The organism is Sedimentitalea sediminis (assembly GCF_042687825.1).
Lineage (GTDB): Bacteria > Pseudomonadota > Alphaproteobacteria > Rhodobacterales > Rhodobacteraceae > Sedimentitalea.
In genome coordinates, this window is the sequence record NZ_JBHUQE010000002.1 from 138,595 (window position 1) to 159,980 (window position 21,386).

Genomic DNA, 21,386 nt, shown 5'->3' on the forward strand with positions numbered 1-21,386 from the left:
GGCCGCCGAGCAAGGCCGGGGTCCGCAATTCTGGCATTGTGTCTGGCGGTGCTGGCGTTTGCCTGGCCCGTATCGCCGGCGGAGGCGCAGCAACTGGGCCTGCCCAACAGCGCGATCCTGACAATCTCGTCGGAGCGGCTATACGCGGAATCCGCCTTTGGCCAGCGCGTCGCCCGCGAGATCGAAGCTGCCAGCGCGGTGCTGGCCGCCGAGAATCGCGGCATCGAGGTGGAACTGACCGCCGAAGAGCAGGACCTGACCGAGCGTCGGCCCCAGATGGACCCGGCGGCTTTTCGCGGTCTTGCGGACGAATTCGACCGCAAGGTGCAGGAGATCCGCCGCACCCAGGACGCCAAGGCGCGCCGATTGGTGCTGAAGAACGAGGAAGAGCGTGTGCGTTTTCTGCAGGCGGCGCGCCCGGTGCTCGCGGATCTGATGCGCGAAAGCGGCGCCGGCGTGCTGCTGGAACGCTCCAGCGTGTTTCTCAGCGCCAATGCCATCGATATGACCGACATTGCCATCAGCCGGCTGGACGCGCTGTTGGGGGACGGATCGCTTTCCGATCAGGATGACGGCGACGACCCGGGCCCCGAGCAGTAGATCACGGGTTTTACATCCGGTGGTGGGGCGGCGAGGGCTGCGCCGAATCGCCGCCCGGCGGCGGGCCGCCGCGCCGTCGGCCGCGCTTGCCCAACCGTGGTGGGGTTGCTAGTCAGAGAGGCCAAGATCCCCAAATCAGGAAGACGCAAATGACAGACGAGCTGAAAAGCGCCGACATCCACATGATCCAGCGCATTTTGCCGCATCGTTATCCCTTCCTGCTGGTGGACAAGGTGGTCGATATCGACGGGACCGCTTCGGCTCGGGGCATCAAGAACGTCACCATGAACGAACCGCATTTCCAGGGCCATTTTCCGGGTGCGCCGGTGATGCCGGGGGTCACCATCGTCGAGGCGATGGCGCAGACCGCCGGGGTGATGATCGGAGTCGGAGCGGACATGGTGGATCGCGATCTGCTGATCTATTTCATGTCGATCGACAAGTGCAAATTCCGCCGCAAGGTGATCCCCGGCGACGTCCTGCAAATGCATCTCAGCACTCTGCGCGGAAAGCCCGGCGGCAAGGTGTGGAAGTTCGGCGGCAATGCGACGGTGGATGGCGAACTGGCCGCCGAGGCCGAGTTCACCGCCATGATCGACATGCCCAAGGATTGATCGCATGAGCACAATTCATCCCTCGGCCATTATCGAAATGGGCGCGCAACTGGGCGAGGATTGCGTCATCGGGCCGTTCTGCGTGGTCGGTGCGCAGGTCGTGCTGGGCGACCGGGTCGAATTAAAAAGCCACGTGGTCGTCACCGGCCGCACCACGATCGGCGAAGACAGCGTGCTGTTCCCGTTTTCGGTGATTGGCGAGATTCCGCAGGACCTGAAATTCAAGGGCGAGAGCAGCCGGCTCGAGATCGGCGCCCGCAATCGTATCCGCGAACATGTCACGATGAATGCCGGCACCGAGGGGGGGGGCGGTCTGACCAAGGTCGGCGATGACGGTCTGTTCATGGCCGGCTGTCACATCGCCCATGACGCGCGGATCGGCAACCGGGTGATTGTCGTCAACTCCGCGGCTGTGGCCGGGCATTGCGTTCTCGAGGACGATGTCATTATCGGCGGTTTGTCGGGCATTCACCAATGGGTGCGCATTGGGCGCGGTGCGATCATCGGCGCGGTCACGATGGTGACCAATGACGTGATCCCTTACGGCCTTGTGCAGGCGCCGCGGGGCGAACTGCACGGTCTGAACCTGGTCGGGCTGAAACGCCGGGGGGTGGCGCGCAGCGACATCACCGCGCTGCGGGCGGCGTTCCAGATGCTGGCGCAGGGCGACGGCACGTTTCAGGACCGCGTCCGGCGTCTGGGCGACGACACTGAAAGCGACTATGTCCGCGAACTGGTACAGTTCGTGCTGGGCGAGACCGATCGCTCTTTCCTGGTACCGGGGCGCTAGGCCATGCTGGCGCTGATTGCCGGTGAGGGCGGATTGCCCCGCGAGGTTGCCCGCCATCTCGGTGCGCCGCCTCTGGTCTGTGCCCTGGACGGGTTCCTGCCTGACGATCTGCCGGTGGACCGGCACTTTCGGCTGGAAACCCTTGGCAGCCTGCTGGCCGATCTGCACGCGCAGGGGGTCACCGAGATCTGTCTGGTCGGTGCGATCCGCCGGCCGGTGGTCGACCCGGCGGCGATCGACGCCGCGACCCTGCCGCTGATCCCCATCTTGCAGCAGGCGATGATGCAGGGCGACGATGGCGCGTTGCGCGGCGTCATCGCGATCTTTGAACAGTCCGGCTTTGCGGTTCGGGCGGCGCACCACATTGCGCCGTCGCTGCTGCCGCCGCCGGGATGTGCCACTGCGCGCCAGCCCGATGCGGCGGCACAGTCGGATCTAATGCGGGCGCAAGAGGTGGTGGCCGCGATGTCCGCCGCCGATGTCGGGCAGTGCTGCGCGGTTCTGGCCGGGCAGGTGCTGGCCACCGAGAGCGTTTTTGGCACCGACTGGATGCTGGCCAGCCTGCGGGCGCGCCCCGATACCGGCAAGGGCGGCGTGCTGTACAAGGCGCCCAAGCCCGATCAGGATCTGCGTGCCGATCTGCCGACCATCGGCCGGGACACGATTCGCGCCGCCGCCGCGGCCGGGCTGGACGGCGTGGCCATCGACACTGGTGGCGTCATCGTTCTGGATCTGCCCGGGGTGCTGGCCGAATGTGATCGGCTGGACCTGTTCCTTTGGGTACGGGATCGGGCCGGCTGATGCGCATCTTTCTGATCGCGGGCGAGCCGTCGGGCGACCGGCTGGGCGGCGCGTTGATGCAAGGGCTGCGCCAATTGCAGCCGCAGGTCCATTTCGATGGCGTTGGCGGGCCGCTGATGCAGGCGCAGGGGCTGACCAGCCGCTTTGCCATGGACGAACTCAGCGTCATGGGCATCGCCGAGGTGCTGCCCAAATACGCCCATCTGAAACGCCGCATCGCCGAGACCGCACGCGCGGTGATCGACAGCGCGCCGGATGTGCTGATCACCATCGACAGCCCGGATTTCTGCCTGCGCGTGGCCAAACAGGTCAAGGCCGGCAGCGATGTGCGCACGGTGCATTACGTGGCACCGACGGTCTGGGCCTGGCGTCCGGGACGCGCCGCCAAGATGGCGCGGATGATCGATCAGGTTCTGGCGTTGTTCCCGTTCGAGCCACCGCTGATGCAGGCCGCCGGCATGGAATGCGATTTCGTCGGCCATCCCGTGGTCGCCGAGCCTCAGGCAACCGGGGCCGAGATTGCGGCGTTTCGTCAGGCGTTTGATTTGCAGGACAGGCGGTTCGCGCTGGTCCTGCCCGGATCGCGGCGGGGCGAGGTCTCGCGTCTGTCGCCGGTGTTCGGACAGGCGCTGGCGCGGCTGGCGCAGTCGCATCCCGACCTGCGCATCGTGGTGCCGGCCGCCAGCGCGGTTGCCGATCTGGTCCGGGACCGGATGTCGGACTGGCCGTCCAGCACCGTGGTGCTGGACCCGCGCGAGTATGACCCGCAACTGGCCCAAGCGCATAAGCGGGCGGCGTTTCGGTCGGCCGACGTGGCGCTGGCCGCCTCGGGCACGGTGTCGCTGGAACTGGCGGCGGCGCAGACGCCGATGGTTGTGGCCTATACCTTCAATTGGCTCAGCTGGCAGATTATCAGCCGCATGGCGCTGGTGGATACCGTGACCTTGGTCAACCTGGTCAGCGATACCCGTGTCGTGCCCGAATGCCTGGGGCCGGAATGCCGCGCCGACCTGATCGCGCAGGCCCTGAACGGTGTGTTGCGCGATCCCGAGGCGCAGACCCAGGCGATGGCGGTGACCATGCAACGGCTGGGGCAGGGTGGCGAAGCGCCGGGGCTGCGCGCCGCCCGGGCGGTTCTGGACCGGATCTAGAAGGGCTGGTCACGCATTCATGGAACCGTTGGCCTTTGCATCCAGCGTCGCTCTGGCGGTTGCCCTGACCAATTTGGACAACCTTGCGCTGGCCCTGGCGCTTGCCGTCCCGATGGGGGGCAAGCGGGTGCTTGCTGGTTTGGCTCTGGCTCAGTTTCTGGTGCTGGGCACTGCGCTGGCGGTGGCGCAGGGTGCCGGCGACCTGCTTGCAGGCCACTCAGGCTATCTGGGTCTCGTGCCGCTGTCTCTGGGCCTGTATGTTCTGTTCCGGCTCTATGTTGCGCCCCGTGCCAGGCCCGAAACTGCGGGCGCGCGGCATGGCAAGTCTCTGTGGGCCATGACGCTGACCTTTCTGGGGATGTCGGCAGACAGTTTCGGGGTCCTGGTCCCGCTGCTGGCCGACAGCCTGCCGATTTATCGGTTATGGGGGAGCGTCGGCGCGGCCCTGATGATCGGCCTGTTCGCCGCACTGACATTGGCGCTGACCGCGATGGCGCGACCGGTGGCAACGAACAGGTTCCGGCGCGCCGAGCGTCTGGTGCCCTATGTCATGATCCTGGCCGGTATCTACGTCTTGAGCGACAGCGCCACTGACCTGCTTTGACCTGGCCTCCGGTTCCCGATGACTTGGGTATTCAACCGCGCCAGATCCAGCCGCCGCCCAGGATGCGGCTGCCTTCGGTCGCGTAGAAAACGCAGGCCTGGCCGGGGGATACGCCCTCTTCTGGGCTCAGCAACTCGATCTCGGCTTCGGTGTCCGACAGCGGCCGCAGGATCGCATCGCGCGGCGGGCGGGTCGAACGGACCTTGACCGACAGATGCCATTCGCGCTGGCTGGTCAGCGGCGCATCGCCCAGCCAGTTGATCTGGCGCACCGGGATGCGGCGCGTCGCCAGCATCTCTTTGGGGCCGACCACGACCTGTTTGCTGTCGACATCCAGCCGGACAACATACAGCGGATCGGACAGGCCGCCGATGCCAAGGCCGCGGCGCTGGCCGATGGTATAGTGAATGATACCCTCGTGCTGCCCCAGGACCCGGCCATCGACATGCACGATCTGGCCCGGATCGGCGGCATCCGGGCGCAGCTTTTCGATCACCGCCGCGTAATTGCCGTTTGGCACGAAACAGATGTCCTGGCTGTCGGGCTTGTCGGCGACAGCCAGACCATAGCGCTTGGCAAGGGCGCGGGTCGCGTCCTTGGATGGCAGGTGGCCCAGGGGAAAGCGCAGAAAGTCCAGCTGATCCGGCGTGGTGGAAAACAGGAAATAGGACTGATCGCGGTTGGCGTCTGCCGCGCAATGCAGTTCCGGCCCGTTGGCGCCGATCTTGCGCTGGATGTAATGGCCGGTGGCCATGCAGTCGGCCTCGAGATCGCGTGCGGTCTCCAGCAGATCCTTGAACTTTACCCGCTCGTTGCAGCGAATGCAGGGCACCGGTGTCGCGCCGGCCAGATAGCTGTCGGCAAATTCGTCGATCACGGCATCCTTGAAAATGTTTTCGTAATCAAGAACATAGTGGGGAAAGCCGCGTTCTTCGGCGACCCGGCGGGCATCGTGGATGTCGATGCCGGCGCAACATGCGCCCTTTTTTGCCAGCGCCGCGCCGTGGTCATAAAGCTGCAGCGTGACCCCGACCACGTCATAGCCCTGATCCGCCAGCATTGCCGCCGTGACCGAACTGTCGACGCCGCCGGACATGGCCACGACCACCCGCGTGTCGGCAGGGGCCTTGGCAAAGCCAAGCGAGTTCAACGGTGCATCTTGATCCAGCGCCATTGCGGCGACTCCTGCAGGTTTGGCGAGACCTCGCGGAATATAGGAAAATCCTACAGACTCGCAAGGGCCGGTTTCACCGGTCGTTAAGTCCGGTGGGGCAAGGTTTTTCAAGTCATGTAAAGGGAAAGGCGAATGTTTCTGAAAAAGGTGGATGGGCCCAGAGCGGTGACTCTGTCTGACGGTTCGGTGATGACGCGGGCCGATCTGCCGCCGGGGGACACCCGGCGCTGGGTCGCCTCGCGCAAGGCGGCGGTGGTGCGCGGCGTGCTTTATGGTCTGATCACGCAATCCGAAGCACTGCGCAAATACGGGTTGAGCGAAGAGGAATTTACCGGCTGGGTCTCGGCGGTCGCCGATCACGGCGAAGAGGCGCTGAAGGCAACGGCCGTGAAAAAATATAGACAACCATAAGTTGCAATGCCATAATCAGTGCCACGGTAACGTGCAGTTAACTTTTATTGTTCTAGGTTAATGCAATACGGGACAACGATTAAGGCGGAGAAGCTATAATGCGCGTTTTGCTGGTCGAGGACGACCCTACAACGTCCAAAAGTATCGAATTGATGCTGACCCATGCCAACCTGAATGTTTATGCCACGGATCTGGGCGAAGAGGGCATAGATCTGGCAAAGCTCTACGATTACGACCTGATTCTGCTGGATCTCAACCTGCCGGACATGAATGGTCACGAGGTTTTGCGGCAATTGCGCATGTCTCGGGTGGAAACGCCGATCCTGATCCTGTCCGGGGCCGATGACACGGAAAACAAGATCAAGGGTTTCGGTTTCGGCGCCGACGATTACCTGACCAAACCGTTTCACCGCGAGGAACTGGTGGCGCGCATTCACGCGATCATCCGGCGATCCAAGGGGCATTCGCAATCGATCATCCATACCGGCAAGATCGCCGTCAATCTGGATGCCAAAACCGTCAGCGTCGATGATCAGCCCGTGCATCTGACCGGCAAGGAATATCAGATGCTGGAACTGCTCAGCCTGCGCAAGGGTACGACCCTGACCAAGGAAATGTTCCTCAATCACCTCTACGGCGGCATGGACGAACCGGAACTCAAGATCATCGACGTCTTTATCTGCAAGCTGCGCAAGAAACTCAGCACCGCGACCGGCGGCGAGAATTATATCGAAACGGTCTGGGGGCGGGGCTATGTGCTGCGCGATCCCCAGGGCGATCAGATCGGCTCGCCTCGTCTGGCCATTGGCGCCTGATCGCACAGGACAAGAAACACCCCGCACTGGAATAAACGGGTCGGTCCGGAAAGAATGCCACCACTCACGACGTCAGACATCTGGACCTGACCCCGGCTGAGCCCTATCACTGGTTTGAAGACCGGTGTGGGGCTCTGCTGTGACCGAGACAATCGAAATTTCCGATATGACACGCGCCCAGGCCACGGCTGAACTGGCCCGTTTGTCCGCCCTTCTGGCCCGGGCCAACACCGCCTATCACACGGATGACGCGCCGGAAATTTCCGATGCCGAATATGATCGGCTCAGGCAGCGTAACGCACTGATCGAGGCGCGCTTTCCCGATCTGAAACGTCCGGACAGCCCCACCGAACAGGTCGGCGCCGAGGTCGCGGAAGGCTTTGCCAAGGTCGCGCATTCCGTGCGTATGCTGTCGCTGGGCAACGCCTTTCAGACCGAGGACGTCACGGCATTCGACACCGGCATCCGCAGATATCTGGGCCTGTCCGCCTCTGATCCCCTGGCCTATACCGCCGAGCCCAAGATCGACGGCGTGTCTTTGTCTCTGCGCTATGAGGCGGGGCACCTGGTGCAGGCCGCTACACGGGGCGACGGCACCGTGGGAGAAAACGTGACAGTCAATGCCAGGACGATCGGCGACATTCCCGCCGTTCTGACCGACGCCCCGGCTGTGCTGGAGGTGCGCGGCGAGGTCTACATGTCGCACGCGGATTTCGCGGCGCTGAACCGGCGGCAAGGCGCGAGTGGCGGCAAACAGTTTGCCAATCCGCGCAACGCCGCCGCCGGATCGTTGCGGCAATTGGACGCCGAGATTACCCGGGCCCGGCCGCTGCGGTTTTTTGCCTATGCCTGGGGCGACGTGTCGGCGCCGCTGGCCGACAGCCAGTTGGCGGCGATCGCGCGGTTGAACACGCTGGGTTTCGCGACCAACCCGCTGACGGTTCTCTGCGAGGGACCCGACGAGATGCTGGAGCAGTACCGCGGGATCGAAGAACAGCGGGCCACGCTGGGCTATGACATCGACGGCGTGGTCTACAAGATAAACGATCTGGCGTTGCAGGCCCGGCTGGGGTTTCGTTCGACCACGCCGCGATGGGCGATCGCGCACAAGTTTCCCGCGGAACTGGCCTGGACCCGGCTGCAGGGAATTGACATTCAGGTCGGTCGCACCGGTGCGCTCAGCCCGGTTGCGCGATTGGCGCCGGTCACCGTGGGCGGCGTGGTGGTGTCCAACGCGACCCTGCACAACGAGGATTATATCGCCGGGCGCGACGCCAAGGGTGGTGAGATTCGCGGTGGCAAGGACATCCGCATCGGCGACTGGGTGCAGGTCTATCGCGCCGGGGACGTGATCCCCAAGATCGCCGATGTGGACCTGGACAAACGGCCCGAGAATACGCATCCCTTTGCGTTTCCGCAGAAATGCCCGGAATGCGGCAGCGACGCCATCCGCGAAGAGGGCGATGCGGTGCGACGCTGTACCGGCGGCGTGATCTGCCCGGCGCAGGCGGTGGAAAAGCTGAAGCATTTCGTCTCGCGGGCCGCCTTTGATATCGACGGGCTGGGCGCCAGGCAGGTCGAGCAGTTTCATCAGGAGGGGTGGATCCAGGAACCGGCGGATATCTTCACGCTGCGCGACAGGTACGGCAGCGGTCTTCAGCAGTTGAAGAACCGCGACGGCTGGGGTGAGAAATCGGCCAGCAAGCTGTTTGCCGCCATCGATGAGAAACGCAACATTCCCTTGGGGCGCCTGATCTTTTCGCTGGGGCTGCGGCATGTCGGCGAGGCGGCGTCGAACCTGTTGGCGAACCACTACGGCACATGGCGCAATTTCGAAACCGCGATGACCGCGGCGACGGTTGGCGAGGGATCGGAATGGGAGGACCTGATCGCCATAGACGGGGTAGGAACGGTGATGGCGACCTCGCTGGTCACCGCTTTTGCACAGGAAACCGAACGCGCCTCGATCGACCGTCTGATAGCGCATCTCAGCATCCAGCCAGCGCGACAGGCGGACACTTCCGGCAGTCCGGTTGCGGGCAAGATCGTCGTCTTCACCGGCACGCTGGAAAAAATGACCCGCGCCGAGGCCAAGGCACGGGCCGAGGCCCTGGGGGCCAAGGTGTCGGGCTCGGTCAGTGCCCGCACCGATCTGGTCGTGGCCGGACCGGGCGCGGGGTCCAAGGCGAAAAAGGCGGCGGATCTGGGGATCAAAATCCTGGATGAAGACGGCTGGCTGGCGTTGATCGGGGCCGCATGAAAGGCCGTCCGGAACTGTTGTTCCCGCTGTTTGCCGGGCTCGAAACACTAGAGGGTGTTGGCCCCAAGACCGCGGGTCTGCTGGGGCAATTGGGCATCGAAACCCCGCGCGACCTGTTGTTTTCGCTGCCCTATGCTGTGGTGGACCGACGGCGCCGGGACACGATCAAGGGGGCCGATCTGCCGACGACCTTGACCGTGCAGGTGACGGTCGGTGCCCACCAGCCGCCGCGCAATCGGGGTGGTGCCTATCGTATTCTCGTGTCGGATGCCGCGGCGGATTTCCAGCTGGTGTTCTTTCACGCCCGGGCGGAATACCTGAACCGGGTGCTGCCGCAGGGCGCGGATCGCGTGGTCTCGGGCAAGCTGGAACTGTTCGACGGCATGGCGCAGATGGTGCATCCGGATCACATGCTGCCGGTGGCCGATGCCGCTGAAATTCCGGAATTTGAACCGGTCTATCGTCTGACCCAGGGCGTGACACAGAAAACCATGTTCAAGGCGGTGCAGAGCGCCCTGGCGCGGCTGCCTGATCTGGCCGAATGGATCGATCCGCAACAGTTGGAACGCGAGGCCTGGCCGGCCTGGTCAAGGGCGATGCGCGCGGCCCATGCGCCCAAGGGGCTGGACGATCTTGGGCAGACCGCTCCGATGCGGGCGCGGCTGGCCTATGACGAGTTGATGGCGCATCAGCTGACGCTGGCCCTGGCGCGGCGGCGCGAGCGCAGGGCGCGCGGTATCATCAGTGTCGGCACCGGCGACTTGCAGCGCAGGGTACTGCAAACTCTGCCCTATCGCCCGACGGGCGCACAGTCGCGCGCAATCGAGGAGATCGCCGCCGACATGGCCGCGCCGGACAGGATGAACCGCTTGCTTCAGGGCGATGTCGGTTCGGGCAAGACGCTGGTGGCCTTTCTGGCATTGCTGGTCGCGGTCGAGGCAGGCGGGCAGGGGGTGATGATGGCCCCGACCGAGATCCTGGCGCGCCAGCATCTGCACGGGCTGCGGCCATTGGCCGAACAGGCCGGGGTGGTGCTGGAGATCCTGACCGGGCGCGACAAGGGGGCCGAGCGCAAGGCTAAGCTGGCGGCGCTGGCACAGGGGCGGATACAGGTTCTGGTGGGAACCCATGCGGTGTTCCAGCCGGATGTCGCGTTTCACGACCTGCGGCTGGCCATCGTCGACGAACAGCACCGGTTTGGCGTGCGCCAGAGGATGGAGCTGGCGGAAAAAGGCGGGGGCGCCGATGTGCTGGTGATGACCGCGACGCCGATCCCGCGCAGCCTGGCGCTGGCGCAATATGGTGACATGGACGTGTCGGTGCTGGACGAGAAACCGCCCGGGCGCCTGCCGGTCAAGACCGCCGTGGTCAGCACCGAACGCATCGAGGAGGTGATCGACCATCTGCGCCGGGCGATCGACGAGGGGCGCCAGTGCTATTGGGTCTGCCCCTTGGTCGAGGAATCCGAATCCGTCGATCTGACCGCGGCGCAGGACCGGTTTCAGCGGCTGCGCGCGGCGCTGGGGGACGGGGTTGTCGGACTGGTGCATGGACAGATGCCGCCGGCCGAAAAGGACGCCGCCATGGCTGCCTTTGAAACCGGCAACACCAAGGTGCTGGTGGCCACCACGGTGATCGAGGTGGGCGTCAACGTGCCCAATGCCAGCATCATGGTGATCGAACGCGCCGAGATTTTCGGTCTGGCGCAGCTGCACCAGTTGCGCGGGCGGGTCGGGCGGGGGTCGGCGGCGTCGACCTGTCTGCTGATGTACCAACCACCGCTGTCCGAGGGCGGGCGCCGGCGGCTGGAGGTGCTGCGCGAGACGGAGGACGGGTTCGTCATTGCCGAGACCGATCTGAGCATGCGTGGCGCCGGAGACGTGATCGGCACGGCGCAATCCGGTCTGCCAAGGTTCCAGATCGCCGATCTGGAACGTCAGGCCGGGCTGATGGCGGTGGCGCAATCGGACGCGCGCGCCCTGCTGGCCGTCGATCCCGACCTGACCAGCGACCGCGGTCGTGCCGCGCGGGTTCTGCTGTGGCTGATGCGCCAGGACCGGGCAATCCGGTTGATTTCTGTGGGCTGACGTACATGCCCTGACCGGCGGCGGGCCGGACAGCTGTGCAGGATGCCGCAGCGCGAGTGGCGTCCAGGTGAAAATCCGGTTTCTGGCCAGAGACTTGACCCGGCAATTGCCGAAAAGTTCACATATGTTCCTAAAAAGTTCTTTACACGGCGCATGGAAAATGAGAACAAAAGGTCAACAAAGGCTTAATGACAGACCGGGAGCAGACGCCATGATACGCCAGATCAAGACCGCTATTAATCGCTCGCAGGACCGTCTCTTGCAGGATGCAGCCGGTGCCGGGGCGCTGGTGGTGATGCTGCTTGTCGGACTGTATCTGCCTGGAGTTCTCTGAACCGAACAGGCCTATCTGCCTGCGATCTCATGCCGGGCGTTCCCGCATCCCGTCCCATTTCGATGCAAGGGGCTTGCCTGTCCCATACCCCCCGGAGTCCCGCCTCGTGACTCCGCAGGACGCACCGGGTGTTTCATGAGAGCGCTTTGACTGCCGCCGCCATCCGCCCGGGATGCGCGGCGGCTTTTTTCTGGAGATCGTTCCGATGTCAGGCGCAATCGACCTGTTCGGCCTGTTCCATGGCTTCAGCCGTGGCTTCGAGCGCCAGCAGAATCGAGGAATGGCGGTTCTTGTAGTCGCGTGCCGGCAGCAGCACCTGCAGGCCGTCAAACGGGGCATCCGGCACCGGACCGTCCTGCTTCAGCATTGCCTTGAGCTGGTCGCGCGCGGTTTCCACCTGGGGGCGCGTGGCACCGATGATGGCGCCGCCCACCACAGCGGCGGACGCCTGACCCAGGGCGCAGGCTTTGACGTCCTGGGCGAAATCGGTGATCCGGCCATCGGTGACCGTGACATCGACCGTCACCGTCGAACCGCAGAGCGGCGAGCGTTTCTTGACGCTGGCATCCGGCGCCTCCAGCCGCCCCAGATGCGGAATGTCGGCAGCCAGGGCCAGAATGCGGGCCGAGTACAGCTTGATCAGGTCGGTTTCGCCGGACATGGCTTTTCCTCTTGCGTGGTTCCCCTTACATAAGCCCGCATGACGTCGATGCAAAAGGTTTTCCGCCATGTCCTTTGATCCTGCGACACTGGTTTTCAACGAGGCCGGTCTGATTCCCGCCATCGCGCAGGATGCGACGAGCGGCGACGTGCTGATGATGGCGTGGATGAATGCCGAGGCGGTGCGGCGCACCCTGGACAGCGGCCGGGTCACCTATTGGTCGCGCTCGCGCCAGGCCTTCTGGGTCAAGGGCGAAAGCTCGGGCCATGTGCAGGGGCTGGTCGATTTTCGTCTGGATTGCGACCGCGACTGCCTGTTGGTGCGCGTGCGCCAGACCGGTCCGGCCTGCCACACCAACCGGCGCAGTTGTTTCTATACCGCGGTGCGGGCGGATCAGGAAGTCGAACTGATGGCGCCGATGATCTGAATGGCCCGTTGGGCCATGCCTTTGGCGAGGATATTTCCGGCAAGAGGAAAAGGCGGGATCACAGGCCGACCATTGCCCGGATATCCGCCGGGGTCGCGCCCTGATCGCGAAAGGTCGAGATGGCGCGGGCGTCGTCGCGTTTGGCCAGCCTTTTGCCGGTCTCGTCGCGGATCAGCCGATGATGGTGATAAACCGGGGTCGGCAGATCCAGCAGGGCCTGGAGCAGGACCTGCAGCGGTGTGGTGTCAAAGAGATCGCCGCCCCGGATCACCGTGGTGACGGACTGGGCAGCGTCGTCGATCACCGCCGCCAGAACGTAGGATACGGTTTCGATTTCCTTGCGCCCCAGGACCGGGTCGCCGGTCTGCTGCAGCAGGTGCGCGGCCGTGATGTCGTGCAGGCCGGGATGCCGTGGCCCGGTTTCACGAAAGCGCAAGGGCAGGTGTTGTGCGACCGCCTGCAGCGCACGCGCCATGTCCAGACGCAGCGCATCGCCGGGGCGGCGGCTGTCCATGCGACGCCCCCGGCAGGTGCCGGGATAGACCGGCGCGGTGGCAACGCCTTCCTGCGGTGCGGACAGCGCGGCGCGGATATCGCTGCGGCGGCATGAGCAGGGATAGATCAGCCCGCGCGCGGCCAGGCCCATGAGATTGGCGTTGTAAGTCTCCAAATGGTCGGACTGGCGCAATACCGGCTGTTCCCAGGCGAGGCCCAGCCAGGCGAGATCGTCATGGATCTGAGCCTCCCAATGGGGGCGGGCGCGGGCGGTATCCGTATCCTCGATGCGCAACAAAAACCGGCCCTTCGCCGCGCGTGCCATGTCAAAGGCCAGAAGGGCCGAATAGGCATGACCCAGATGCAGCGGGCCGGTTGGGGATGGGGCGAACCTAGTTGTGAAAGTCACGTTTTTTCAATAATGTACACAGTGGACTTCAGGTCAATGCCGGGCAGATGATCGCCGTGTTCCTGAAACAGCAGCCGCGCCCGGCCCGCGTCCAGCCATTCGGTCAGCTTGGCCTCGTGCACCGGATCCTGCAGCGCGTGGTCGTTGAAGGAAAACACCAGTAATCCGCCTTTGCCCAGGCCGTCCATCAGCGTGTCGAAGACCGAAATCGGGGCCGCGCCGGCGCCGATCACGCCAATGGCCGCGATAGCGGCATAGTCACCAGGCCGGTGGGCCAGGGCTGCTGCCGCCTCGATCTGTTCCAGATTGCGATATACGCCCTTGGCGCGGGCCTGCGCCAGCATCTCGGCTGACAGATCGACGCCGTCGATGACGCTGAAACCGGCCAGTCTCAGCGCCAGTCCCGACAGGCCGGTGCCGCAGCCGAAATCCAGAACGGGCCGGGTCGCATCGGACAAGTGTGCATGCAGGGCCTGGGCGCAGCGCCCCGGCGTGGCATAGCCGTTTTCGGATACCTCGGTCTCGTAGCTGGCAGCCCAGTCATCGTAGAGCTGCCGTGTACCGGCGGCGTCGCGGGCGCCGTATGCCTTATCCAGAAATCCCTTGCTCATGATCACAGCCTAGGGGTCAGGCCCGGGCCGCGTCCAGTGTTGTCTGGCCCAGCCAGGCCTGCCAGTCGGTCTTGGCGCGGTCGGTATAGGCCTTGTAGCGATCCTTGCGCCCTCGGCGTCCGCCCTTGAGACCTGAAACCGGAGGGAAGAGGCCGAAATTCACGTTCATCGGCTGAAAGGTCCTGGCGTCGGCGCCGCCGCTGATATGGGTGATCAAAGCCCCCATGGCGGTGGTATCGGGCGGGGTGGCGACCGGCCGGCCTAAGATGTCGCCCGCCGCCATGCGCCCGGCCAACAACCCCATTGCGGCGCTTTCCACATAGCCTTCGACACCGGTGATCTGACCGGCAAAGCGGATATTGGGGCGCGTTTTCAACCGCATCTGGCCGTCCAGCAGGGTCGGCGAATTCAGGAACGTATTGCGGTGAATGCCGCCCAGCCGGGCAAAGCTGGCCTGTTCCAGTCCCGGAATCATCCGAAGCACCCGGGTTTGGGCGCCGTATTTCATCTTGGTTTGAAACCCGACGATATTATAGAGCGTGCCCAGCGCGTTGTCGCGACGCAATTGCACCACCGCATGGGCCTTGATGTCGGGCTGGTGCGGATTGGTCAGGCCAACCGGTTTCATCGGTCCGTGCCGCAGGGTTTCGCGGCCGCGTTCGGCCATCACCTCGATCGGCAGGCAGCCGTCGAAATAACCGGCGGTCTCGCCCTCGTGAAACTCGGTCTTCTCGGCGGCCAGCAGGGCGTCGATGAACGCCTCGTACTGGTCCTTGTCCATCGGGCAGTTCAGATAGGCGGTACGCTCGGCCTCGGTCTCGCCCTTGTCATAGCGCGATTGCATCCAGGCGCGCGACATGTCGATGCTGTCAAAATAGACGATCGGCGCGATGGCGTCGAAGAAGGCCAGCGCTTCGGTGCCGGTCTCGGCCCGGATCGCCTGTCCGAGCGCAGGCGAGGTCAGCGGGCCGGTGGCAAAAATCCAGTGGCCCTGATCGGGCAGGGCGGTGATCTCGTCATAGGCGACCGACACGCGCGGATGCGCCTTGAGTTGCGCGGTGACGGTCTCGGCAAAGGGCTCGCGATCTACCGCCAGGGCACCACCGGCGGGCAGGCGGTGGCGGTCGGCCGTGGCCATGATCAGCCCGTTTGCCGCACGCATCTCCCAGTGCAACAGGCCGACGGCATTCTGTTCGGAATCATCCGAGCGGAACGAGTTGGAGCAGACCATCTCGCCCAGGTTGCCGGTCTTGTGGGCAAAGGTTTCGACCTTGGGGCGCATTTCGTGGATCACCACGTTCACGCCCATTTCCGCCGCCTGCCAGGCGGCCTCGGATCCGGCCATGCCGCCGCCGACGATATTCAGTGTCTCGCTCATGACCCGCGATGTAGGGCAGAGCCGCAGATTGCGCAACAGGACGATGCCTGCCGGTCTGCGATGGCCGTAATGGTGCGGGAACGGGGCAGGTGATTTCAGGGTCGCCGCTGCGGGAATGTCGAACCGGTGAGAGAGCCGGTCTGGAGGGACCTTCCGCCCGCGGCGACCCGAAATGTCGAATGGCCTGCGCCATGCCCCAGCATTGCCACAGTCATGCCTTTTTTCAAAGCGGGATCTGGGAAACAATCGAGCCGATTTTGCGAACAATGCAATGCAACATGGCTGAGCCCTGCCTGCGGCCTATTGCGACCAGTCCGGCGGGCGCTTTTCGATAAAGGCGGCGATGCCCTCGGCGGTGTCGCGGAACAACATGTTCTGCACCATCGCTTCGCCAGTATAGGCATAGGCCTGCTCCAGCGGCATTTCCAGTTGCTGATAGAAGGCCTGTTTGCCGATCTTGACGGCCGCGCCCAGTTTCGACGCCAGGGTTTCGGCCAGTGCGGCCGTGGCGCTGTCCAGATCGTCCTGCGGAACCGACCGGTTGATCAACCCGAGCCTTTCGGCTTCATCTGTCTGGATGAAGGCGCCCGTGGTCAGCATCTCAAAGGCCTGCTTGCGGGGAATGTTGCGGGACAGCGCAACCATCGGTGTCGAGCAGAACAGTCCGATATTGACGCCGTTGACGCCGAACCGGGTGCCCTGGGCCGCGACGGCCAGATCGCACGAGGCGACCAGTTGGCAGCCGGCGGCGGTGGCGATCCCGTGCACCTGGGCGATGACGGGCTGCGGCAGCGAGCGGATGCTGAGCATCACCGCCGCACAGCGGTTGAACAGGTCGGCGAAATAGGCCTTTCCGCCATCCTCGGACTGACGTCCGGCGGTCATCTGCTTCAGGTCATGCCCGGCGCAAAAGGCCTTGCCGGCACCGGACAGAATCACCGCCCGGATCTGCGTGTCGTTCTTGAGCTGATCCAGTTGCGCCTGCAGCGCCGCCAGCATCTCGTCGGACAGGGCGTTCAGGCGCTCGGGCGCGTTCATCCTCAGGTGAGCCACCGCGCCGGTGTCGTTACGTTCCAATATTGCCATCTTGTCCTCGCTTCGCTTTGCGGCGACGTTAACGGCGAAGCCGAGCGGAGGAAAGCATGCGCGCCAAATTCACAGTCGCGGAAATGGCAGACTATCTGGACGAGGTGTTCCCGCAGATCAGGGGCGACTTCGCGATCGACCATCTGGATGGCGAAACGGTTGTCATGCGGCTGAAGACGGACGAACGGCATCTGCGTCCGGGCGGAACGGTGTCGGGACCGGCGATGTTCGCGCTGGCCGATGTCACCGCCTATGTCGCGACCATGGCGCCGCTGGGACCACAGGCGCTGGCCGTGACCACCAATTGCTCGCTGGATTTCATGCGCAAACCGGCGGCCGGGGTGGACCTGATCGCCAAGGCGCGGCTGCTGAAACTGGGCCGCGCCCTGTCGGTGACCGATATCCTGATCTATTCCGAGGGGGGCGAGAAACCGGTGGCGCGGGCGACGATGACCTATTCGATCCCACCGAATAATGGGGTAAAATAATACCCAAATACTAAACCATTGATTTTCCTTCGGTAAATGACCCTTTTGCCACTTGACTGGATCGCGCCCGCGCCGTAAACCCCGAGCATCGAATTCGGGCGGGTGCGCATTGCGCCCGCCTTTCACGTCAAACAGGAAACTCCTGCCATGAAAACCTTTTCTGCCACACCAGCAGATATCGACAAGAAATGGATCCTGATCGACGCCGAGGGCGTCGTTCTGGGCCGTCTTGCCTCGATCGTCGCCACGCGTCTGCGCGGCAAGCACAAGCCGTCCTTTACGCCGCATATGGACATGGGTGACAACGTCATCGTCATCAATGCCGACAAGGTGCAGATGACCGGCAAAAAGCGCGACGAGCACTTTTACTGGCATACCGGCCATCCCGGCGGGATCAAGAGCCGCACCAAGCAGCAGATTCTCGAGGGCGCGCATCCCGAGCGCGTCGTCATGCAGGCGGTCAAGCGGATGCTGCCCGGCAACCGTCTGAGCCGTCAGCAAATGACCAACCTGCGCGTCTATGCGGGCACCGATCACCCTCACGAGGCGCAGAGCCCCGAAGTTCTGGATGTCAAATCCATGAACAAGAAAAACACCCGGAGCTGACCTGACCATGGCTGAAGAAATCAACACACTCGAAGACCTGAATCAGGTGGCCGGTCTGGATGCCGCCGTGGTCGAGGCAACGCCGCGCGAACCTGTCCGCGACGAGCTGGGCCGGTCCTATGCCACCGGCAAACGCAAGGACGCGGTCGCTCGTGTCTGGATCAAGCCGGGGTCGGGCAAGGTCACCGTGAACGGCAAGCCGATGGCGACCTATTTCGCGCGTCCCGTGCTGCAGATGATCCTGCGCCAGCCGTTCACCGTGTCCGGCACCGAAGACCAGTTCGATGTGCAGGCCACCGTCAAGGGCGGCGGCCTGTCGGGACAGGCCGGCGCGGTCAAGCACGGCATCTCCAAGGCGCTGCAGCTGTATGATCCGTCCCTGCGCGGCGCGTTGAAAGCGGCCGGGTTCCTGACCCGCGACAGCCGCGTGGTGGAACGCAAGAAATACGGCAAGGCCAAGGCTCGCAAGAGCTTCCAGTTCTCCAAGCGCTAAGCTTGGATCAAAGCAAGTATGGAAAAGGTCGCGCAGTGCGCGACCTTTTTGTTTTAAAAACAGAGCACTGCGTGGAGAAGCTAATCTGGCGCCACGGCGTGGGCAGGTGTCCGCGAGCCGAAAAGATTGATCTGGCGACCAAAACTGACATAGGCTGTACTTAATTCCAGAAAGTGATGACGCCCAATGTCCGTGACGCTTTTCGAGAAATACGGCGGCTTCAAAACCGTCAGCCGCATCATCATGACCTTTTATGAAATGGTGCTGGATTCCGATGAGATCGGCGATTTCTTTGCCGATGTGGACATGCCGAGGTTGATCGACCACCAGACAAAGTTCGTGGCTTCGCTGATGGGCGGGCCGACTTCGATCAGCGACGACCGGCTGCAGGCGGTGCACCGGCACCTGAATATCTCGCATTCCGATTTTGACGAAGTGACAGCGTTGTTGAAAGAGGCCCTGGCGGAACATGGCATGTCAGAGCCGGATATTGCCGCGACTCTGGCCGAGGTCGAAAGCAAGCGTGGCATCATCGTCAGCGGCGAACCCGCATGAGTATTTCCGCGATCAATGAAAACCTGCTGCGCGCCATTGGCGTCGGCGTGGCGATCGTGCGGGCATCGGATCACCGGCTGGTGTTCCAGAACGAGTCCTATTCCGAGTGGTTCGGTGCCCCAGTTGACGGCGCCACCCTCGGCGACATGATGCCTGATCTGCCACCCGAGGCGCTGCAACAGCTGCGCGACAAGGGGAGCTTTGCCGGCGAGGTGCAGATCAAACCCAAGCGCCGAACGCTGATCATTGCGGTCACGATCTCGTTGGCGAAAACGATGGACGAGGACATTCTGGTCATCGAATGCCAGAACATTACCCGTATCCGCGAGTTGGAGAACATGATCGACAGCTACTCGACCATGGTCGAACGCAATACGCGCGAGCTGGAGCGGGAAAAAGAGCGGGTCGAAAGGCTGTTGCTGAACCTGATGCCGCGGTCGGTCTATGAAGAGTTCAAGACCTTTGGGGTGGTCACGCCGCAGCTGTTCGATCAGGTGTCGGTGGTGATGCTGGATTTCGTGGATTTCACCGATTTCGCCGCCAAGACCGATCCGACGGTCACACTGGGCGAGTTGAATGACATTTTCACCGCCTTTGATCGCATCGTCGAGCAATATGGCTGCGAGCGGATCAAGACCATCGGCGACGCCTATCTGGCGGTTGCGGGCATGCCGGATGCGACCCCCGATCATGCCACCGCGGTGGCCCATTGTGCGGTGCGTTTCCTGCGCTATCTGGACCGGCGCAATGAAAGCCATCCGCACAAGTGGCGCGCGCGTATCGGGTTGGGCAGCGGCGCGGCGGTGGGATCGGTCGTCGGCATCCAGAAATACGTCTATGACGTGTTCGGCCCTGCCGTGAACATGGCGTCCCGGCTGCAGGTCTTTGCCAATCCGATGCATATCGTGGCGCCCGAAGAGATGAAATTTGCCCTGATCGACGAATTCCAGCTGTCCGAAATCGGCGAGATCGACATCAAGGGGTTGGGGCAGATGAATCTGATCAATGTCAGTTCGAAATTGCACGTCGCCGGATCGTCCGCGCGGTATTGACGATCAGGTGTCTGGATCGATCAGGCCCAGCCCGCGCAGATAGATGCCGATGCCGGTTTCCAGCAAATCTTCGGGCGGAAACGGCGAGGCGGTGCCGGCATTGCGCGCATAGAGTTCGACAACCCCGTGGCTGAGCGCCCAGATATGGGCGCTGAACATGCTCGCGGGCGGGCGCTTTTCCGGCGGGATATGTTCCGACAGATCGGCGGCGGCGCGTTCCAGCACGCCGCGGGCGCGGGCCGCAGCGGCGGCCAGGTCGGGCGAACGGTTCACTGCGACACCGCTTTCGAACATGGCAATGTAATGGCCCGGATGCTTGCGCGCAAAGGCCAGATAGGCGCGGCCCGTGGCCTCGAAGGCCGCCAGTGCCGAGGGCTGCCCCTTGTCATAGGCAAACTGCATGAGGTCGGCGAACATTTCGAACCCCTGGCGGGCGGCTTCGGCGATCAGGTCCTCGCGGCCCTCGAAATGACGGTAGACCGCGGCCGGGGTTACACCCGCCTGTTTCGCGGCCTGAGACAGGGTGAATCCGGTCGGACCCTTTTGTTCGATCAGTTCCAGCGCGGCGTCGATCAGCGCCTGGCGCAGATTGCCGTGATGATAGCCGCGCTTAGACATCCCAGATTTCCGGTCCACCGCAGATCGTCCCGTCGATCTGGCCCAGAGCCTTGGGAACCTTGCGGTCATAGTCCAGCGTCTGCAGCACCGACCGGATGGTCGCCAGCCGCGCCCGGCGCTTGTCATCGGCGCGCACCACGGTCCAGGGCGCCGCGTCACTGTGGCTTCGCTGCAGGGTGTCGCGGATGGCGTCGGAATAGGCGTCCCATTTTTCCAGCCCGTCGGCGTCGATCCGGCTGAGCTTCCACTGTTTCAGCGGATCGCGTTCCCGGGACAGAAAACGCCGCAGCTGTTCCGCGCGGCCGACATTCAGCCAGACCTTGAACAGATGGATGCCGTCCTCGACCAGTGCCTGTTCGAACGGACCGACCTGCTGAAAGAAATGCGCCCGCTGCCGGTCGGTGCAGAACCCGAACACCGTTTCCACCACAGCGCGATTGTACCAGCTGCGGTCAAAGAACGCGATTTCCCCACCTGCGGGCAGGTGATCGACATAGCGTTGGAAATACCATTGGGTTTGTTCCGCCTCGGAGGGTTTGGGCAGGGCCACGACCGAGGCGCCGCGCGGGTTCAGGTTTTCGCGAAACCGCTTGATCGTGCCGCCCTTGCCAGCGGCATCGCGCCCTTCGAACAGGATGACCACGCGGGCGCCGCTGGCCTTGACCCAGGCCTGCATCTTGACCAGTTCGATCTGCAACGCGGCCATCTCTTTCTCATAGACCTTGCGGGCCAGCTTTTCGCTGTGCGGATAGCTGTGGCTGAGAATCTCTCCCTTTTCGGCGCGGCGGATCGCGTTGCGGATGTCCGCCGGTGCACCGGACTTGAAATAATTGCTGATCGCGCCGTCAAGGGGAAGCTGCATCGAC

The 21,386-nt window shown here is 63.7% G+C and carries 25 protein-coding genes; 17 read left to right on the forward strand and 8 right to left on the reverse strand.

Going from position 1 to position 21,386, the window contains the following annotated elements:
- Window positions 1-48: 48 nt before the first annotated feature.
- The 6 genes from ACFMPD_RS02370 (at window position 49) to ACFMPD_RS02395 (ending at window position 4,560) form a co-directional block, all read left to right on the forward strand.
- On the forward strand, window positions 49-600 hold the full coding sequence (locus ACFMPD_RS02370) for an OmpH/Skp family outer membrane protein (RefSeq protein ID WP_380991408.1): 552 nt from the start codon (window positions 49-51) through the stop codon (window positions 598-600).
- A gap of 149 nt (window positions 601-749) precedes the next feature.
- Window positions 750-1,214, forward strand: a complete 465-nt coding sequence (fabZ, locus tag ACFMPD_RS02375) for a 3-hydroxyacyl-ACP dehydratase FabZ (RefSeq protein ID WP_380991410.1) — start codon at window positions 750-752, stop codon at window positions 1,212-1,214.
- A gap of 4 nt (window positions 1,215-1,218) precedes the next feature.
- A complete protein-coding gene (gene lpxA, locus ACFMPD_RS02380; protein ID WP_380991412.1) occupies window positions 1,219-2,004 on the forward strand; it encodes an acyl-ACP--UDP-N-acetylglucosamine O-acyltransferase in 786 nt (261 codons plus the stop codon).
- Between the two features lie 3 nt (window positions 2,005-2,007).
- Window positions 2,008-2,805: an LpxI family protein gene (locus tag ACFMPD_RS02385; RefSeq protein ID WP_380991414.1), complete on the forward strand. Its 798-nt coding sequence runs from the start codon at window positions 2,008-2,010 to the stop codon at window positions 2,803-2,805.
- The gene (lpxB, locus tag ACFMPD_RS02390; protein WP_380991416.1) at window positions 2,805-3,956 is read left to right on the forward strand and encodes a lipid-A-disaccharide synthase; all 1,152 of its coding nucleotides are present in this window, start codon (window positions 2,805-2,807) and stop codon (window positions 3,954-3,956) included. The genes ACFMPD_RS02385 and lpxB overlap by 1 nt, the downstream gene beginning before the upstream one ends.
- 19 nt (window positions 3,957-3,975) lie before the next feature.
- Complete coding sequence (locus ACFMPD_RS02395) at window positions 3,976-4,560, forward strand: hypothetical protein (RefSeq protein ID WP_380991418.1); 585 nt, start codon at window positions 3,976-3,978, stop codon at window positions 4,558-4,560.
- A gap of 31 nt (window positions 4,561-4,591) precedes the next feature.
- On the opposite strand, the gene mnmA is transcribed toward ACFMPD_RS02395, so the two are convergent.
- Window positions 4,592-5,734 carry a tRNA 2-thiouridine(34) synthase MnmA gene (gene mnmA, locus ACFMPD_RS02400; RefSeq protein ID WP_380991420.1) on the reverse strand — a complete coding sequence of 381 codons (1,143 nt, stop codon included), beginning with the start codon at window positions 5,732-5,734 and terminating at the stop codon, window positions 4,592-4,594.
- A 132-nt stretch (window positions 5,735-5,866) separates the two neighbouring features.
- On the opposite strand from mnmA, the gene sciP reads away from it, so the two are divergent.
- From sciP to ACFMPD_RS02425, 5 genes are all read left to right on the forward strand, one after another.
- On the forward strand, window positions 5,867-6,145 hold the full coding sequence (gene sciP / locus ACFMPD_RS02405) for a CtrA inhibitor SciP (RefSeq protein ID WP_380991422.1): 279 nt from the start codon (window positions 5,867-5,869) through the stop codon (window positions 6,143-6,145).
- A gap of 98 nt (window positions 6,146-6,243) precedes the next feature.
- Complete coding sequence (ctrA, locus tag ACFMPD_RS02410) at window positions 6,244-6,960, forward strand: response regulator transcription factor CtrA (RefSeq protein WP_380991424.1); 717 nt, start codon at window positions 6,244-6,246, stop codon at window positions 6,958-6,960.
- 166 nt (window positions 6,961-7,126) lie between these two features.
- Window positions 7,127-9,220: an NAD-dependent DNA ligase LigA gene (gene ligA, locus ACFMPD_RS02415; protein WP_380991723.1), complete on the forward strand. Its 2,094-nt coding sequence runs from the start codon at window positions 7,127-7,129 to the stop codon at window positions 9,218-9,220.
- Window positions 9,217-11,307, forward strand: a complete 2,091-nt coding sequence (recG, locus tag ACFMPD_RS02420) for an ATP-dependent DNA helicase RecG (protein ID WP_380991426.1) — start codon at window positions 9,217-9,219, stop codon at window positions 11,305-11,307. The genes ligA and recG overlap by 4 nt, the downstream gene beginning before the upstream one ends.
- A 211-nt stretch (window positions 11,308-11,518) precedes the next feature.
- Complete coding sequence (locus ACFMPD_RS02425) at window positions 11,519-11,641, forward strand: hypothetical protein (RefSeq protein WP_380991428.1); 123 nt, start codon at window positions 11,519-11,521, stop codon at window positions 11,639-11,641.
- A 208-nt stretch (window positions 11,642-11,849) separates the two neighbouring features.
- Here the strand turns inward: ACFMPD_RS02425 and ACFMPD_RS02430 are convergent, their stop codons facing one another.
- Window positions 11,850-12,302: an iron-sulfur cluster assembly scaffold protein gene (locus tag ACFMPD_RS02430; RefSeq protein WP_380991430.1), complete on the reverse strand. Its 453-nt coding sequence runs from the start codon at window positions 12,300-12,302 to the stop codon at window positions 11,850-11,852.
- A gap of 67 nt (window positions 12,303-12,369) precedes the next feature.
- On the opposite strand from ACFMPD_RS02430, the gene hisI reads away from it, so the two are divergent.
- The gene (gene hisI, locus ACFMPD_RS02435) at window positions 12,370-12,729 is read left to right on the forward strand and encodes a phosphoribosyl-AMP cyclohydrolase (RefSeq protein WP_380991432.1); all 360 of its coding nucleotides are present in this window, start codon (window positions 12,370-12,372) and stop codon (window positions 12,727-12,729) included.
- A 58-nt stretch (window positions 12,730-12,787) separates the two neighbouring features.
- Here the strand turns inward: hisI and gluQRS are convergent, their stop codons facing one another.
- The 4 genes from gluQRS to ACFMPD_RS02455 all read right to left on the reverse strand — a co-directional run bounded on the left by gluQRS (window position 12,788) and on the right by ACFMPD_RS02455 (window position 16,777).
- On the reverse strand, window positions 12,788-13,633 hold the full coding sequence (gluQRS, locus tag ACFMPD_RS02440; RefSeq protein ID WP_380991434.1) for a tRNA glutamyl-Q(34) synthetase GluQRS: 846 nt from the start codon (window positions 13,631-13,633) through the stop codon (window positions 12,788-12,790).
- Window positions 13,630-14,244, reverse strand: coding sequence for a class I SAM-dependent DNA methyltransferase (locus ACFMPD_RS02445; protein WP_380991435.1), 615 nt, complete (start codon window positions 14,242-14,244; stop codon window positions 13,630-13,632). Before ACFMPD_RS02445 ends, gluQRS begins: the two co-directional genes overlap by 4 nt.
- Before the next feature lie 16 nt (window positions 14,245-14,260).
- On the reverse strand, window positions 14,261-15,622 hold the full coding sequence (trmFO, locus tag ACFMPD_RS02450) for a methylenetetrahydrofolate--tRNA-(uracil(54)-C(5))-methyltransferase (FADH(2)-oxidizing) TrmFO (RefSeq protein ID WP_380991437.1): 1,362 nt from the start codon (window positions 15,620-15,622) through the stop codon (window positions 14,261-14,263).
- Window positions 15,623-15,922: 300 nt separating this feature from the next.
- Window positions 15,923-16,777: an enoyl-CoA hydratase gene (locus tag ACFMPD_RS02455; RefSeq protein WP_380991725.1), complete on the reverse strand. Its 855-nt coding sequence runs from the start codon at window positions 16,775-16,777 to the stop codon at window positions 15,923-15,925.
- Between ACFMPD_RS02455 and ACFMPD_RS02460 the strand changes: the two genes are divergently transcribed.
- The 5 genes from ACFMPD_RS02460 to ACFMPD_RS02480 all read left to right on the forward strand — a co-directional run bounded on the left by ACFMPD_RS02460 (window position 16,765) and on the right by ACFMPD_RS02480 (window position 19,902).
- On the forward strand, window positions 16,765-17,196 hold the full coding sequence (locus ACFMPD_RS02460) for a PaaI family thioesterase (RefSeq protein ID WP_380991439.1): 432 nt from the start codon (window positions 16,765-16,767) through the stop codon (window positions 17,194-17,196). The genes ACFMPD_RS02455 and ACFMPD_RS02460 overlap by 13 nt on opposite strands.
- 147 nt (window positions 17,197-17,343) lie before the next feature.
- Window positions 17,344-17,802 carry a 50S ribosomal protein L13 gene (gene rplM / locus ACFMPD_RS02465; protein WP_380991441.1) on the forward strand — a complete coding sequence of 153 codons (459 nt, stop codon included), beginning with the start codon at window positions 17,344-17,346 and terminating at the stop codon, window positions 17,800-17,802.
- A 7-nt stretch (window positions 17,803-17,809) separates the two neighbouring features.
- Entirely contained in the window at window positions 17,810-18,295 is a 486-nt protein-coding gene (rpsI, locus tag ACFMPD_RS02470; RefSeq protein ID WP_380991443.1) for a 30S ribosomal protein S9, read from the forward strand.
- Window positions 18,296-18,481: 186 nt separating this feature from the next.
- Complete coding sequence (locus ACFMPD_RS02475) at window positions 18,482-18,850, forward strand: group I truncated hemoglobin (RefSeq protein ID WP_380991445.1); 369 nt, start codon at window positions 18,482-18,484, stop codon at window positions 18,848-18,850.
- Window positions 18,847-19,902, forward strand: a complete 1,056-nt coding sequence (locus ACFMPD_RS02480; protein ID WP_380991447.1) for an adenylate/guanylate cyclase domain-containing protein — start codon at window positions 18,847-18,849, stop codon at window positions 19,900-19,902. The genes ACFMPD_RS02475 and ACFMPD_RS02480 overlap by 4 nt, the downstream gene beginning before the upstream one ends.
- Window positions 19,903-19,905: 3 nt before the next feature.
- Here the strand turns inward: ACFMPD_RS02480 and ACFMPD_RS02485 are convergent, their stop codons facing one another.
- Together ACFMPD_RS02485 and ppk2 are read right to left on the reverse strand one after the other, a co-directional pair.
- Complete coding sequence (locus ACFMPD_RS02485; RefSeq protein ID WP_380991449.1) at window positions 19,906-20,520, reverse strand: TetR/AcrR family transcriptional regulator; 615 nt, start codon at window positions 20,518-20,520, stop codon at window positions 19,906-19,908.
- Entirely contained in the window at window positions 20,513-21,382 is an 870-nt protein-coding gene (gene ppk2 / locus ACFMPD_RS02490) for a polyphosphate kinase 2 (RefSeq protein ID WP_380991451.1), read from the reverse strand. Before ppk2 ends, ACFMPD_RS02485 begins: the two co-directional genes overlap by 8 nt.
- Window positions 21,383-21,386 lie beyond the last annotated feature (4 nt).